The sequence below is a fragment of the Bacillus sp. OTU2372 genome, assembly GCF_038440275.1.
Taxonomy (GTDB): domain Bacteria; phylum Bacillota; class Bacilli; order Bacillales; family Cytobacillaceae; genus Neobacillus; species Neobacillus bataviensis_B.
The window spans coordinates 43271-58737 of the sequence record NZ_JASATK010000022.1 but is presented as its reverse complement, the minus strand read 5'-3'; the positions used below and the strand labels follow the sequence as shown (position 1 = coordinate 58737).

General features: G+C 36.6%; 13 protein-coding genes. 4 read left to right on the top strand and 9 right to left on the bottom strand.

Going from position 1 to position 15467, the window contains the following annotated elements; all coding sequences use genetic code 11:
* Window positions 1-406: 406 nt before the first annotated feature.
* The 9 genes from AAHB15_RS24200 to AAHB15_RS24160 all read right to left on the bottom strand — a co-directional run bounded on the left by AAHB15_RS24200 (window position 407) and on the right by AAHB15_RS24160 (window position 10525).
* Complete coding sequence (locus AAHB15_RS24200) at window positions 407-703, bottom strand: nucleotide pyrophosphohydrolase (RefSeq protein ID WP_335575622.1); 297 nt, start codon at window positions 701-703, stop codon at window positions 407-409.
* A 337-nt stretch (window positions 704-1040) separates the two neighbouring features.
* Window positions 1041-2411: a sigma-54 interaction domain-containing protein gene (locus tag AAHB15_RS24195; RefSeq protein ID WP_342043527.1), complete on the bottom strand. Its 1371-nt coding sequence runs from the start codon at window positions 2409-2411 to the stop codon at window positions 1041-1043.
* Window positions 2412-2634: 223 nt separating this feature from the next.
* Window positions 2635-3828 carry a M20 metallopeptidase family protein gene (locus AAHB15_RS24190; RefSeq protein WP_342043526.1) on the bottom strand — a complete coding sequence of 398 codons (1194 nt, stop codon included), beginning with the start codon at window positions 3826-3828 and terminating at the stop codon, window positions 2635-2637.
* Window positions 3825-5105 (bottom strand): MFS transporter, encoded by a 1281-nt coding sequence (locus AAHB15_RS24185; protein WP_342043525.1) that lies wholly within the window; start codon window positions 5103-5105, stop codon window positions 3825-3827. Before AAHB15_RS24185 ends, AAHB15_RS24190 begins: the two co-directional genes overlap by 4 nt.
* A 27-nt stretch (window positions 5106-5132) precedes the next feature.
* Window positions 5133-6764, bottom strand: a complete 1632-nt coding sequence (locus AAHB15_RS24180) for an amidohydrolase (RefSeq protein ID WP_342043524.1) — start codon at window positions 6762-6764, stop codon at window positions 5133-5135.
* 414 nt (window positions 6765-7178) lie between these two features.
* A complete protein-coding gene (locus AAHB15_RS24175; protein ID WP_342043523.1) occupies window positions 7179-7790 on the bottom strand; it encodes a thermonuclease family protein in 612 nt (203 codons plus the stop codon).
* Window positions 7791-7906: 116 nt separating this feature from the next.
* Window positions 7907-8269 carry a hypothetical protein gene (locus AAHB15_RS24170; protein ID WP_342043522.1) on the bottom strand — a complete coding sequence of 121 codons (363 nt, stop codon included), beginning with the start codon at window positions 8267-8269 and terminating at the stop codon, window positions 7907-7909.
* A 67-nt stretch (window positions 8270-8336) separates the two neighbouring features.
* Window positions 8337-9599, bottom strand: coding sequence for a DnaB-like helicase C-terminal domain-containing protein (locus AAHB15_RS24165; protein ID WP_342043521.1), 1263 nt, complete (start codon window positions 9597-9599; stop codon window positions 8337-8339).
* A complete protein-coding gene (locus AAHB15_RS24160) occupies window positions 9599-10525 on the bottom strand; it encodes a DnaD domain protein (protein WP_420491201.1) in 927 nt (308 codons plus the stop codon). Before AAHB15_RS24160 ends, AAHB15_RS24165 begins: the two co-directional genes overlap by 1 nt.
* Window positions 10526-10709: 184 nt before the next feature.
* On the opposite strand from AAHB15_RS24160, the gene AAHB15_RS24155 reads away from it, so the two are divergent.
* From AAHB15_RS24155 to AAHB15_RS24135, 4 genes are all read left to right on the top strand, one after another.
* Window positions 10710-11834 carry a tyrosine-type recombinase/integrase gene (locus tag AAHB15_RS24155; protein ID WP_342043535.1) on the top strand — a complete coding sequence of 375 codons (1125 nt, stop codon included), beginning with the start codon at window positions 10710-10712 and terminating at the stop codon, window positions 11832-11834.
* Window positions 11824-13818 (top strand): tyrosine-type recombinase/integrase, encoded by a 1995-nt coding sequence (locus AAHB15_RS24150; RefSeq protein WP_342043520.1) that lies wholly within the window; start codon window positions 11824-11826, stop codon window positions 13816-13818. The genes AAHB15_RS24155 and AAHB15_RS24150 overlap by 11 nt, the downstream gene beginning before the upstream one ends.
* A complete protein-coding gene (locus AAHB15_RS24145; protein WP_335574371.1) occupies window positions 13818-14198 on the top strand; it encodes a DUF6262 family protein in 381 nt (126 codons plus the stop codon). Before AAHB15_RS24150 ends, AAHB15_RS24145 begins: the two co-directional genes overlap by 1 nt.
* A gap of 950 nt (window positions 14199-15148) precedes the next feature.
* Window positions 15149-15397, top strand: a complete 249-nt coding sequence (locus tag AAHB15_RS24135) for a hypothetical protein (protein ID WP_335574373.1) — start codon at window positions 15149-15151, stop codon at window positions 15395-15397.
* The last annotated feature ends 70 nt before the right edge of the window (window positions 15398-15467 follow it).

Sequence of the window (15467 nt, the reverse complement as noted above, 5' to 3'; positions counted from 1 at the left end):
TGGTATGCAGGATGAACTGTTTCTCTTTCTCGCCCGCCCAAGAAGGTTCGAACAATTCCGTCCCCATCAGCAGTTTTTGCCTTTTGCCATTGCTTTAATTCAATAATCACCGCATTCTTTGTACCTTTGTCATCCTGTCCGGTAATCAGAAAGTCAATCCTTTTCTCAGTGGAAGGCAGTTTATATTCTAATAAAACATGTGTGTCCTCTTTTAAGTCAGCATCACGCAGCACCTTGGCCATTTGAGGAAGAGATCTTTCCCAAGACTGTAATTCACTGCTTGAAACGACCTTATTCATTTTACTTAATACTTTTTCCTTTAGTACATAGCCAATTTTATTTTCGTAGATATGATTTAAAAAGGCGGAAGATGTCTCATTATAAATGATCACTTAACCGTTTCCTCCTATTTCTTAACTGGGTACTTCTCTGCATATTTAATCAACTTTCTTGTGACCTCTTCTTCAAGATTAATTTCCATTTTATCTGCTAACTGGATTAGATAAATTAATATATCAGCTATTTCATCTTTAATATTCTCTCTTGTTTCAGCTAGTGCCTCTTCAGTGGTCTTCCATTGAAAGTTCTCGAGCAACTCACTAGCTTCAAGAGAAATAGAAATCGCCAAGTCTTTTTCGTTGTGATACTTTTTCCAATCTCTTTCATCCCGGAAGGATAAAATCTTTCTTTCAATCTCTTTCATTTAAATTTCTCCCTATGCTCAATTAAAATAATGCCACTATACTTTTATTACCTTATTTTAACACTTCTGTTTTAATTAAACACTTAATTAATGTTTATAAAGCTAGTTAACCAATTTAAATATATTATCAAAAAATAGAGCATCTGCTCTCTTTTAATACGAGTATTAGTTTACTTTACAGAGCCCTTGGGACGGCTGCTGTCGGTTCTTTTGTTTTAACTTATGAACGAAAAAGGCCATGAAAACCATCCCTATGTTCCTTTAACGTATAATTTTTTTGCCATTACTAAACTAAATAAAAAACGGTAAAAATTTTTTACCTAGTAGTAAAGAATTTTTACCTCAAATTGTATTTTTCCAATTTATAATTTAATAATTGTTTGGAAATTCCTAATCGTGTTGCCAGTTCAGTTAATTTCCCGTTTGTATTTTTTACTTCACTAATAATGATGGATTTCTCAAACTCCTCAATCGCATTTTTTAAAGTCCATTCCTTAGTATCCTTTTGATTACTTATTTCTACCTCATTGTATTTTCTAATTCTCTTAGGTATATCCTCAATAGAAATTTGATTAGAAGTAGCATTAATATAAGCTGTTTCGATTGCATTTTTTAATTCTCTAATATTCCCTGGCCATGGATACCTTTTAAAACATTCCAGCACTTCCGGTTTTACACCGTCAATAGACATATTCATGTGGTTATTGTAAAAATGAATATAATACTCAAGCAATGTTTCAATATCTTCTTCTCTTTCAGCTAAAGCAGGTAAATCAATTTGAACAACTCCCAATCTGTAAAAAAGATCCTCTCGCAATCTTTTTTCAGAAACTAAAATTTCCGGATCTTCATTTGTTGCCGAAATGATCCTTATGTCAACATAAATATTTTTGTTTCCGCCAATTCTTCTTATCATTTTTTCTTCAATCGCTTTGAGCAGTTTTGCCTGAAGATAAAAATCTAAAGAATTAATTTCATCCAAAAATAATGTTCCACCTTCAGCTTGTTCCATTAATCCTGGCATATCTGTGGAACCTGTAAAACTTCCTCTAACCGTACCAAACAAAGTACTCTCCAGCAGGTTAGGTGGAATCGCACCGCAGTTTAGTGAAAGAAATGGAGATCCATATCGATCACTTAAATTGTGTATCGACTGGGCAACAACCTCTTTCCCTGTGCCTGTTTTACCATTTATTAAGACAGTAGAATTGGTTTTCGCAATTTTCTTTATCCTATTCTTAATGGCTCTCATATTTGGATTGGCAGTAATAATATTTTCAATTGTATAAATGGTATTATTTTTCCGATAAACTTTATGGCTCGCCATTTTATCCAAAGACTGGATATTTTCCTTGGAATAAATGTGTTTTGAGAACTCAATTACTCCAATCACTTTATGGTTGTCAATAATCGGATATGTGGAATTTATCGATTCGAAATGATTTCCACTTTTTGTAACTAACTGTTGTCTAACATTACTTTCGGCTTTTCCACTTTTTATAACTCTCATAATGGTGCTGTTTTCATTTGTAAGGTTTTTATAAAATGAGGTTATATGTTTTCCCATAAATTCCTCAGGTCTAAGACCAATTTCTCTAAGAACATTTAAATCGGCTAAATCAAAAAAAATGATGATTCCTTCTTTATCGGCAACTAAAATATTATCATAATCCACTAATTTTTCGATATTTCTGATATCTATATTCAAGATTTAACCTCCATTCCTCTATTGTAAAAGGAAGAACACTATCCTTATTTCAATTTGTATTTTAAATAAAAGTTATACCAAAACACTTTATCATTATTATAGGGTAAATTTAAATTCAAAGAACAGCCCTTTTTAAAGAATAGAAAAAGATACCTTTTCACTTTAATTTCTTTAGTAATAAGGTATCTTTCCCGTTTAAGGAAAATATATTTTTAGTTATTATTTATTGATTGGAATTATGGTTTAACCAATTGATGGCTGTCTCAACAACGACTGCTACTCCCAAAGGAATAACTCCTTCATCCAATACAACGTTTGGATTATGAAGCGGATAATGGTTCTCTCCTAAACCGTTGGCACCAGCCCACATAAACATCGTTGGCACAATATTGCTGATATAGGAAAAATCTTCTGTGCCCGCCAACGGCTCCTTGTTGACCTCCAAATTGTTCTCTCCAATGACTTCTTTTACATAATGTGCCATTTGCTCACACAATTCCTCATTATTAAATAAAGAAGGGGTTGAGACTGTTTGAAGGCTGTAGGTACCGCGTAACATTTTAACGGTTGCATCAACAATCTCTGGAACTCTTTTAAATAAATAATCCCTTACTTTCGGATTAAATGTACGTAAAGTGGCATCAAGGTGGGCAGAATCAGGAATAATATTTGCGACAGTTCCTCCACCCATCTTCCCGATAACAAGAACGGCCTTTTCTCTTGGGTCTACTTCTTTCCCAACTAAACTATTTAATTGCGAGTAGACCGCATTAATAATCATCAATGGATCGATGGCTTTTTGTGGTTCAGAACTGTGCCCGCCTTTTCCCTGTACTTTTAGGAAAAAGCCATCCAATGACGATGCTGCAATCCCCGGCTTATATCCGAATTTTCCGACCTCTAAGCTTGGATCAACATGCAGAGCCAGTGCCGCATCTACTTTTGGATTTTCCAATAGCCCATTCGCCACCATATCCTTAGCACCTGCGCCAATTTCCTCGGCTGGTTGGAACATGATCTTGACCGTTCCGTTAATCGCATTTTCTTTTTCCTTTAATAACTTTGCCGCACCGAGCATGAATGTCGTATGGATATCATGACCGCATGCATGCATAAATTCATTAGTGGATTTAAAATGCAGATCTGTATTTTCCTTTAGAGGTAACGCATCCATGTCTCCTCTTAACAAAAGAGTTTTACCCTTTCTCTTACCAATCGTTACAACTAACCCGGAGGTCCCTACCTTTATAGGTTCAAGACCCATGTTTTTTAAAATTTCTTCCACGTAGGCAACCGTTTTTGGTAAATCAAAGCCGATTTCGGGATTTTGATGAAGATATCTACGATATTTGATTAGTTCCTCTTTTATTTCCTCAGCACGTGCTAAAATATAATCTTTTCCTAGGGTTCTACTCATAGTAACGCTCCTTCACTTTTTGCTCGATCATCATTAAAAGTATTTAAATCAAACTTTGGTTTTATTTTAGCTGCCATGAAAAATAACCCAAATTGGACAATAGAAAGAACCATTAAAACAGTTAGAAGTGAACCATATGAATGGCTTATTTGGTAAATAGCACCTGACACGATTGGCGTTATGGCTGCACCTAATGAAATAAAAATGGCTACAACTCCATATTTTGCACCAAATTCCTTCTCACCAAAAAGAGCTCCTGTCATGTAGGCAGGTGTAACGGTAACAGCTGTTGAGCCTATTCCTGAAAAAACAGTATAAAGAATAGCTGGTAAGACTATGTTTGCTTTCATCAAAAATAAAAAACTTACCAGACTTCCTGCAGATATAATAAATAATGTTGTGACTAATCTCAGCTTGTCAAATAACCGACCTACTACCAGTTTTCCGACAATTACCATTCCCGAGCCTAAAGATAATAGCAATGCAGCTGTTTTGGCAGTTGTACCTATGCTAGCCAGATAGGGGGCAAGATTGATTAGCATTGCGTTAACAACGAGCCCGCCTACTAAGATCGCTAAACAAAGAGTCCAAAATGATAAGGACTTTAATGCTTCGCCCTGAGTTGTACCTGTTAATTCTTTCTTTTGTGTACTTATTAAATTCGTTTCTTCACTAAGTGGTGATAGACCTTTGTCAGCTGGATTTAATCTTATTACAAATACAGCCAACGGAACTAATACAGCAACTATTAAAATTCCTAAGACTAGATAGGCTGATCTCCACCCGTAGGCTGTGATAAGCCAATTAACTAAAGGACTAAGGATTACACCCCCAAATCCACTACCTGACAAAGCAATCCCTAAACATAAACCACGTTTTTTATTAAACCAATTGGTGATGAGAACGGATGCAGGAATCATTGCACCTCCTGCCATACCGGCCCCCATTAGGATGGCAAATAGATAGAAATGAATCAGTTTAGTTGAAAATGAAAAACCAACAAAGGCAGCAGAAGCAATTAAAATAAATAATGTTAGATATACTCTTAAATCCATCTTTCTCATTAATCTACCTGCTATTGGACCTACAGCCATGGCAGCTAAAGCCATGATGGTAAAATATAGCATAAACTGAGATGGACCAAATCCTAGTTCTTTCGTAACAGGCAGAATAAATAATGAAACCAAGTTGGCAATCGGAGCATAAATTAAAGTCATAATCAAAAAGGTTGCTACAACAATCCACCAACCATAAAAAGCCTTCCCCTTTTCTTTCATACCATCCCATCCTTTTTAGTTGAAATTTTATGATTCTACTACTAATTTTTCGATCGAATCGAATTTATAAACCAAATTACCAGCCATATAGGTTTCCACTACTTGTATCTGATCAATTTGCTCCGGATTTATGACCAATATATCTAAATCCAAGACAATGAAGTCGGCGTGGAATCCTGGTTTCAGCTGGCCAACATTTGGAATCCGGGTGATTTCCTGTGCCGCTCGGGTATACAGCTTAATCGCTGTTTCGACATCTACCCTTTGTGTTTTACCGGTATCTGTTCCGTCGTGAGCAAGACGGGTAACGGCCGATTTGATTCCGACGAAAGGATTTACGGGGTCAGCCCATGCGGTGGCGGGAGCATCGGATGAAAATGCTACTTTTATTCCAGCCTCTAACATCGCTTTAAATGGATAGGTTTGCTTAGTTCGTTCCGCACCTAAATTATGAAGATAAGTTTCAATTTCTGCGAATAGGAAGATGGGCTGCGAAACAAATGCAATTCCCGTTTCTGCTGCCCGCTTCAGTGTACCAGGTGCCGGCATGGCTGCATGCTCCATTCTGATCGATGGTGCGTCTGTAAGCCAGCCTTTTTGCCCATAGAAGGTATCAACAATTAAATCGATTGCCTGTTCACCCATGGCATGGATAACTAGCTGGATGTTATGTTTTTTTGCTGCTTCTGCGGCAGCCGATAATTCTTCCCTGGTAGTCATTTGGATACCATAATTTTCTTCTTCTCCTAAAAATGGCGGGTTGACCCAGGCTGTTTGGCCGGAGACACTTCCGTCAGAAAACAATTTAATTCCGCCAATGTGGATTTGATTTTCTCTTGCCATTTTTTGCTGTTCAATGACAGGATGTTCTTTTAAATCTTCCCAAAGATAATAAAGAACGGAACGCTGCTTTAGTCCTTTTTTAGTAGCCAATTGATACATTTCTAAGTAATCATTTGGCTTTGTCCGCCCCATTAATTCCGTAATGGCTGTAATCCCGTGTGAAAGTAAAACAGGGCTGAGTTCTGCAAGTAATGCCGCATCATCTTCTAATGTCGTTTCAGGCATGACTTGATTAACAAGATCTTTTGCATTCTCACGTAAAATACCTGTTGGCTCACCGTTTTCATCACGGTCAATTTTGCCGCCCTGCGGGTCGGGAGTATCCTTCGTTATTCCTGCCAATTCCAATGCTTTACTGTTGACTGAAATGATATGGGCACAAGTTCGAGTAATGACAACCGGAACATCGGCTGCTGCCTGATCCAAATCCCGGCGCGTTGGGGCTCTTCCTTCTAATAACTTACCTTCATCATAGCCCCAGCCTTGAATCCAGGAATCTTGACTTTGTGATGCACGCACCAAACGAATTTGTTCTTGTAAATCCGATATGGAATGAATTAGAGGCTGGGTACAGGCTATTTGCTTGGCAGCTCCAGCCAAATACAACGGATGTAAATGTGCGTCAATCAAACCAGGCAGAACTCTTTTACCATTAAGGTCGACACACGTTCCTTCTATTTTTTTCAAATCCTCCTCTTCACCGATCCAGGCAATCCTGCCATTACGGACGACCATAGCACTGGCATAAGGCTGTTCTGGATTGGATGTAAAAATTTTTCCATTAATAAATGTTAATTCATTGCTGCTTTGACTCATGTTTTCTTCTCCTCTCATTTTGTTATTACTGAAATCGTTTACATCAGAGGGATGAATTCATCATTTTCTTCCTCACTTTTAGATATTGCAATAATTGTGCCAACTTTTTAAACTTTATTTGTAGATTTTGTGAATGTTCTTCTTACAACCTTAAAATCTTTTATTCTCGGCAATATTAATCACTAATTTCCTGAAGATTTAATAAATTAAAAGAACAAATATACCAAATAACTTGAGATTCTGTAAAATATTTTTTATTTTTTGTAAAAAAATTTTTACCAACAAATTTGCGTTTCAGGAAAATGAATTTCCCATTCTAGATGTTCTAATGATTCTTCCGTTGTCTTTCCTACTTTACTTTGAAACATGTCTACTAGACATATAGCATATAGACAAAGCAGCATAATTGAGTTATTATGACACACACCCACTAAATCCCCACTTTGTCACAAAGTTCGGCCGGCTCCAGATGTTTAATTTTTCTCTTCTTGCCAAACTCTCATCGTCCCTATATAAATCTAGATATCTATAGGGTGGATTCATAATATATGCCACTCGTGCGAATCCATCTTTTAACAAGGTTTCTTGAACAGATTGGCCCTCAACATAAACATAGGCCAACAGTCGACCATAGGCATCCCTTATGTCCCCCTGCTCGTATTCTATTGTTAAAGTGCCGCTCTTCACCAGCTCGTCATTCCTGTAGAAAGCTTCCTTTGCGTAAGGCTGAACACACATGTCTGGCTTTTTTGACTCCGGTGTGTCGATCAATAAATAACGAACCGTTTCAATTTTCCCCTTCACTCTTACCTTTATGGTATCTCCATCAACGGTATCGACGAATGTGACGGGCACTTGTCCTGTCGGGATGACAAACACTTCATCCTTAAGGGAGGTACTCGCTGGAATCTCATCCAACTGTAGACTTACGCTTGGTTTTATTTCTTCTTGCTGAAAAGATGGCGGATGTAAGGCTAAAAGAGTTGTGGCTGTTACTAATGCGACTCCTGTTATTCTTTTTCGCAAAATAAATACCTCCCTAATTTCAAGCTTCCTAGTTTACAAACTGTCCATATAGCTTGTTAAAGCCTCTTAAAATACCCCGCGATAGCTGGAAAACTCTCGAATTCCTTCCTCATCTCTCAAAACGAAATCCCTCCATTTCCTCTAGTAAACTCGAAATCTAGTAAAGATTCATGACAGTTCATGGGCTGTTGATGAAATGTTTTCTTATAGAACTGGATGGCCTCTTGCTCGTTTTTAGCAAAGATAAACACAAATTCCTTCGGCTTCATCTTCAGTGAATAAATGCAAATTTTATGAAAGCCTAAAACATTGTTTTCAATCATTTCTGCTACTTTCTTATGATTTGCTTGTTCAAAGTCTAATTCGGTTATGTTTTCTTCTAATGAAATCTTCTTCTCCGCTAGTAAATGGTGTATGTAATGAGCCAATGATGATTGTTCAAAACGTATACTATCTAAGTAAAGTTCTTTCACCAACATGTGATAGCACCTCGTTATTCGATTTTTTGGTATCCGTGTTTTTCGTACTTAAAGGAGTATATAAAAGTTAGGCAACAGTAAGACTCGTTTCCCTTTGGTCCTCAATCCTTCCTGTATGCTCGTTATAATTCACCGTGATGCTTCCAACTGGACCATTTCGGTTTTTCGAGACGATGATCTCAAGGGATTGATCGTGGATCTCCTTGTCATAATACGACTCACGATATAGGAACAAAATCACATCGGCGTCTTGTTCCACACTGCCCGATTCCCGAATATCAGACATCATCGGTCGTTTATCCGCTCTTGATTCCACTGAGCGATTTAGCTGCGCCAAACAAATGACGGGGCAATTAAAATCCTTCGCCATCGTTTTCAGTGATTTAGATATTTCCGTGACCTGTAAATGGGAATTCCCTCCGTACATTTGACCAGATTGGATCAAGGTTAAGTAATCAATCAAAAGGATGGGTTTCTTGGATGGAAATTGATTCATCATTTTTCGTGTTTTCGCTCTTATTCCGGCAATGGATTGTCCTGCCCCATCAAAAATTTGCATATGGGTTTCATTGAGAGCCCCAATTACATCCGACCATTTATCCTTTTGACTTTGACTGAGCATTCTTTTCGGATCCCGCATTTTTGCGCGGTTAAAGCCCCCTGTTGAAGCCATTAATCGAGTGGTAATCAGTCTTTCCGGCATTTCCAAGGAAAATACGAGTGGCAAGTAACCTGCCCAACCCGTCATTTTGGCAAAATGGAGCATCACATCTGTTTTTCCCATGGAGGGTCTTGCGGCTAGAATCGTTACTTCCCCATCCTGGAAGCCACCTGTCACCTCGTCGAGCTTGATGATGCCGGTTGTGGCACTTTTCAGCGTTGTTTGATCTTCCCAAGGTGCCTCATAGATATGGGACAAGGCATGTTGTAAAGACGTGTGATCCACCATCTTCATTTGATTAATCTTGTCCAATTCGGCAATGACTTTCGCAATCTCCCAATCATTCAGGGCTGCAATCGTCAAGATATTTCTCTTTTCCCGTTCCTTCCACAGGTCAAGAATGAGCTTCTCCGTGCTTTCAAATTTTTCAAGATCCGCAAACGATAACAGTTCCGAAAGGTAAGACATACCACCGAATGAATCGAGATCGGGTAAGGTAGTCAATGTGATCAAATCAATATTCTTACCGGCTCGGTTTAACTCGACCATTCTTCGCATTAATTCTTTATGCCGTGAACTTTCTAGCTGTTCAGACTGTACCACCGTATCCTTGAGTAAATACTCTGCTTTCATTAGGCTTCCTAAGAACGCTTTTTCCGCTACACTCATCACTCTTCACCCGCCGTTAGATCGAGTCTAAAACCACTTGGAATTTGTCTTCCGGTAGATAAGGCGGGTTGCTTATGCTTGGGTAGAGGCTTTTGTTTCTCATGATACGAATCTATTTCTTCTACCGTCAGAAGAGATTCATTTTCCCAGTTTTTCAGAATTCCAACCACATAACTCAGCCTTCGCTTGTTATTGGCACAGGCAATATTCATCGCTTTTAAAATGACCTCTTTCGGCTGCAGGAAGTTGGAATCCTCTAACCAAGCTAACAGCTGCTGTTTCGCATTGATGTTTGAAAAACCAAATCCATTGTAGTCCCAAAACTCAACGATTTCTTTCACATCTTTTTGGTTATTCTGTAATGAATTCTCGATGTCTGGATTTTTCTCTAGATTTGGATGAAAAGATTCTTGTTGTTGTTTTTCTTTTTCTTCTTCTTTTTCTTTTTGTCCACCTATCGTATAACGATGCGTCAACGTTTCGTCACGCACTCCATATGGAGGTTCCAGATATGTATCATTTTCATCTTGGCCGCTTGCTTCGTTGCCGATCATCATCTCTCCTTGGTCACAAAAAGATTCATAAAGGCTGCGAATTTCCTGTTTTTGAATAGGTTCCAAAACATAAAGAATCAGGGATAAATCCTCTACCTCCTTTAACTCGGAAAAAATACAATCCATCACCGGTTTTCCGCCTTTTTGAAGATTATCTTTCCCCCAGTTTTTAATCGCGAGTTCTCTTGTTTCAGGATTGTAACGAATCAACTTGTGATGCGTAATAAATCGTTCCATTAATGAATGAACACTCTCAATCGAATAGCCGAGATCAAACGCCATTTGTTTTTTCGTAATTTTGTAGATTCCAATTTGAGTTGTATGTGGATTCGTTAGAAGATAAACGTAAAAATATTTATCCTCAAAACACAACTATAATTAGGGATAGAACTTAACGTATTCTACGTAGGGTTTAACCCTTTTTATTTTACTTTATTGACAGTAAAACCCTATTTCGAAAATATAGTATTCAAAGTATACTACGAAGGTACATTCGCACTATGTGAAAGGAAGAAATCAACAATAGTTAATAACTTGTAAGAGGAGTTGATTTGTAATTAGAGTTCAAGAGATCATTATCTCAGATAATAAAAAGAGATATTTACTTATTGATAAGAATGGAGAATTCGTAAAGCCAGTTGTAAGATTCCTCAAGTATATGGACAATTCAGGTTCTTCCAGAAATACCTTACGTTCATTTAGCTATGCTTTAAAATTGTTTTTCGAGTTCTTGGATCAAAAGCAGGCAGACTATAGCGACATTGGAATTGATGATATGGCGGAGTTTGTTAGGTGGCTTCAAAATCCCTATCGGGATTTAAAGGTAATTAACATAAAACAAACAGATATGAAAATGAGAAAAGCACGTACTATTAACATCTATTTGGACAAAGTCTTTTCATTCTATGATTATCTTATGAAGCATGAAGAATATACATTGGATTTATCTACTCGTCTTAAAAGGCAAGTTCTCGCCTCTCGAAATAGTTTCAAAGGCTTTCTTCACCATACTCTTAAAAATAAGTCAAAAAATATTAAGAGTTTGAAACTCAAGGAGCCAAAGGAAAAATTGAAGATTTTGACATCAGATCAGGTACAAAAACTAGTCAATGCATGCCAGAATACCAGAGATAAATTCTTATTGGCTCTGCTATATGAAACTGGTATGAGAATCGGGGAAGCTCTATCACTACACCTTTCTGACATTGCTCCTGCAGCTAAAAAGATTACAATAAGAGATCGCGGTGAACTTATTAACGATGCAGAAATAAAGACTGTATGTAGTCCACGAACGCTTGATATTTCTATTGAAATAGCAAACCTTTATCGGTCTTACATTTTAGATATGCACACAGATGAGATTGATAGTAATTTTGTTTTTATAAAAATTAGAGGTGGACAAAAAGGAAGCCCTCTTGATTATCCAAGTGTTCAAGCTCTTTTTGTTCGACTAAAGACTAAAACTGGAATAAATGCGACACCACATATGTTCCGTCATACAAATATAACGGAGTTATGGCAAACAGGAGTTATGCGTCCTGAGGCCCTTCAAAAACGTGCAGGACATGCCCATATACAGACAACCCTTCAAATGTACGTTCACCCCTCGGAAGAGGATATACGAGATGATTGGGAAAAAGCAATGAAACAAAAAATGAGTAAGGGGGAAAATGATGAATAGCACTGCCTTTCAACCCAAGGCCACTACAGAGAAAACGGCAGTTATTCTAAAGCAATTAAACGGACGTTTTGGAAATGATGTATGGAATTTAACTGATCATTTTCTTGAAGAATATGGTGGAGGTAGTTCTTGGACGTATAAGCAGAAAAAAATTCATTTTGAACACCTTCCCACTAATATTAAGCATGAATTTAAATTTTTCTTCGCGACTCAATTAGTGAATGAAGAAATAACTCTTAAGACAATTGCGGCGTATTCTACATCATTTGTGCACTTAAGGAATTTTGTGCAAAAGTATTATCAAAAGATCACTAGTTTAGTAGACATACCTTATAACCATGGTTTATTGAAGTACAGAACCTTTTTGACAAACCTAGGATTAAAGACAAAAACAAAAAGTGGGAATAATACTAACCCAATTACTCTTTTCAATTCAATCATGAAATTTTTTTATCACTTCTATGATACAAGAGATGAGATGGAGAAAGATATATGGGATATGAGAAGAATACCCAATGCGAGGTATACAATTAATAGAAGCCAATATCTAATTTCCTTTGAAAAAATCCCATCAATATTTCGTAAATTAGTAAAAGAATATTGTACATTTGCATTAACATATGTGAGTCAAAATAAGTTATCGGAGTATATAAGAGGGCTTGATTTTTATCTGAACTTTGTTCAAAAAAATCATCCGGACTGGACAGATTTTAGTCAATTAAAAAGAGCAGATTTAGAGAAGTATTTTACTTACTTTAATCAAGAAAACGGGTCCTATAGCCCGGCTTATAGGTACAACTTACTATCGTCAATTAAATACTTTTTAGAATATCTTCAACGTTTTGAACGTTCTGAATCCCCATTAAGGCCAATAAGTACACTGTTTTTTAAGGAAGACTTTCCGAAGATACCAAAACAAAATGAAAATCAAATTAAATATATTCCTGAAACCGTCATGAAACAATTGGAGCATCTTTTATACCAAGATCAAAAGGAAATCACTCCACCTATGAAAGTAAATGAAATGGACTATATCCCAATTGTGATATTACTCATGGCTACTGGTTGGCGAATTAGTGACATATTAAACCTACGAATCCAAAATTGTTTGATATCCACTGACAAAGGCTATTATTTACAGGGAGATATCCCAAAAACGGATACAAAACGACATCGTGTACCTATTGATAAGGAGCTAGCAGGAATTTTACAAACAGTCATAGATCAAGCAAAGGTAAATTCGACGCAAGAAAACAACCCCGAAGGGTATTTATTTGTTCGCACAAGAGGTAAACGGCGAGGGAAACCCTTCTCAGGATCAAGTATACAAAATGCATTAAACCGTTGGGCTGAGAGGTATAGAATCGTTGACCAAAGTGGAAAGGTCTATCACTTTGGGAACCATGCCTTCCGACATACAAAGGGTGTGGAGTTAATCAATCTTGGGATGAATTTAACACATATCATGAAATGGTTCGCTCACGTTTCTCCTGAAATGACATTGACGTATGCCAAAATTGCAGATGATACTCTTAGGAAAGAATGGGAAAAGGCACAAGAAAAAAAGGGTGCACTCTTACGAGTTGACCTTAATCAGGCGCAAGTATCAGAAATGAATATGGAAGAAGACCTTATACATTGGGAATACATTCAAAGTAACATTGAGGCAGTACGTGTTCCATTAGGCTATTGTTTAGCCTCTAAAAAAGAAGGTTGTCCCTATGTAATTACGCCTTGTTTAACATGTCCGAATTTTTGTACAACACCCGATAATCTTACCGATTTTGAACGTGAAATAAAAAAGGTTGAAGAGCATATAGAAATGACGAGGGGTTTCCCAATATACAATGAAAAAACACAAGAACAATTGACCAATCTAATAAGAGTTAGGGATCAACTTTCCGAAGGTAAAGCGCATCGTGGCACTGGTGCCAAAAGAATATTATTTCAATTTCAAGAAAGAAAAGAAAGTGTGGTGAAATAATGAAACACAAAAGAAATACAGAGGCAGTTGTTGCATATGCAAAAAAGAAAAAGGAAGAAACGGTTGAAAAAGTTGAGCAAGCGATAAAGCAATTAATCAAACAGAATGAAAAAATTAATTTTAATACTGTAACATCCGCAGCTGGAGTTTCAAAATCATATCTTTACAACCAACCTGAGATAAGAGAAAGGATTGAAACCCTTCGTCAACAACAACGAGAAATGACAACTCCAAAGAATGTAAAAAAGAATATGAGTGATGAGAATAAAGAGAGTTTAATTCAGGTCTTCCGGGATCGTATCCGAGAATTAGAAAAGGAAAACAAGCAATTAAAAGAAGAAATTAAAAGGGTTAATGGAAAGCTTTACGAAAATTTTTAGAAGACTATCCTTTACACGAAAATTCAAACAAGACCCTTACGCTGTGTACATATAAACAACGTAAGCGCCTTGTTTTTTCTATATTAAAATTTTTTTAGTCTTGATTTGTCCTCCGGGGTCATCTCTTCTGAAACAATTGGATTCGTCCAAAAATCAGTACGTACCATTCTAAACCTTGCCATCTTCCACCACTGCCTTTCTTCTAATAAAATTTCTTCATATTTGATATATAGATAAATGAGGTAAATGGTCATAGGTTATTCATTAGAATATGAATAGTTTATGACACTCCTTCCTTACCTTTTCCTTAGCGAAGACCTAATGTAAAAGCCTATGTCTTTTAGCACTTCTACCATATCGAGGATTGCGGGCCAAAGCGAATTTCACTTTTTCGAATTTGAGGGCACTTTTAGCACTTAATAGCAAAAAAACGCCTTCAAATATCGAATTTGAAGGCGTTTTTTGCGATTTAGCGCGAATTTTGAGCTTTTTTAGTGTGAAGGTGTTTTTTTTCTTAGGTTATTGAAAAATCCAACAGAATTTAGAGCAAGTGGCTAATCCCAAACATAATGGTGTAAAGCTCACGATCTGAAAATTCATCAATTCAGGTATTGGTTAAAGAAAATGGTGTAAATCCATATTATTATCATGGCTATCTATTTGAAAAGTTATCCAACATTAATCTGACAGATAAAAGTGCCTTGAATAAGTTACTACCTTGGTCAACAACACTTCCTTTTATTTGTATAATTAGAAACCCATTTTAGGGAAGCAAGAAGCTTCTTAATAAAAAAGCCTCGACAAAATAATTAATTCAATATAGCATTCTTTCGTTTTTAAATTTTAGATACGGTTATCAATAATTTTTAGACAAGACGGTATACCAGCCTTTACGTGTAAAGATTATTTTCATAATCTATAACAAGTTTAATTGAAAGGAGGACATACAAGTGCAATTAGATTATAACGAAGCATTGAGATTAGAAGGCAAAATGATTAAGTATAAAAATGAAAACAATAAATGGTCGGTTGGTAGAGTTGTAAAGGTGACGAAAAAAGGTCTAGAAATTGAGGAATTAAGTTCCTCTAGTCCAAGTAATGGCTACGGTTATGGTTTTTGGGGACCACGACCATTTTTTAGACCACCCATTTTCTTCTCATTTGTAAATTTTAATTTTTTCCCTTTCTTTTTTTGGTAAAAAAAATATAATCTACTATAAATTAATTTTGATTCGTTCTTTATTCCTCTCCTGTTGTAGAATTCTCCTT

What these genes read in the sequence shown, in the direction of transcription:
- AAHB15_RS24200 (WP_335575622.1), bottom strand. Translation starts at nt 703, where the DNA reads ATGAAAGAGATTGAAAGAAAGATTTTATCCTTCCGGGATGAAAGAGAT.
- AAHB15_RS24190 (WP_342043526.1), bottom strand. Translation starts at nt 3,828, where the DNA reads ATGAGTAGAACCCTAGGAAAAGATTATATTTTAGCACGTGCTGAGGAA.
- AAHB15_RS24185 (WP_342043525.1), bottom strand. Translation starts at nt 5,105, where the DNA reads ATGAAAGAAAAGGGGAAGGCTTTTTATGGTTGGTGGATTGTTGTAGCA.
- AAHB15_RS24180 (WP_342043524.1), bottom strand. Translation starts at nt 6,764, where the DNA reads ATGAGTCAAAGCAGCAATGAATTAACATTTATTAATGGAAAAATTTTT.
- AAHB15_RS24170 (WP_342043522.1), bottom strand. Translation starts at nt 8,269, where the DNA reads ATGTTGGTGAAAGAACTTTACTTAGATAGTATACGTTTTGAACAATCA.
- AAHB15_RS24165 (WP_342043521.1), bottom strand. Translation starts at nt 9,599, where the DNA reads ATGAGTGTAGCGGAAAAAGCGTTCTTAGGAAGCCTAATGAAAGCAGAG.
- AAHB15_RS24150 (WP_342043520.1), top strand. Translation starts at nt 11,824, where the DNA reads ATGATGAATAGCACTGCCTTTCAACCCAAGGCCACTACAGAGAAAACG.
- AAHB15_RS24145 (WP_335574371.1), top strand. Translation starts at nt 13,818, where the DNA reads ATGAAACACAAAAGAAATACAGAGGCAGTTGTTGCATATGCAAAAAAG.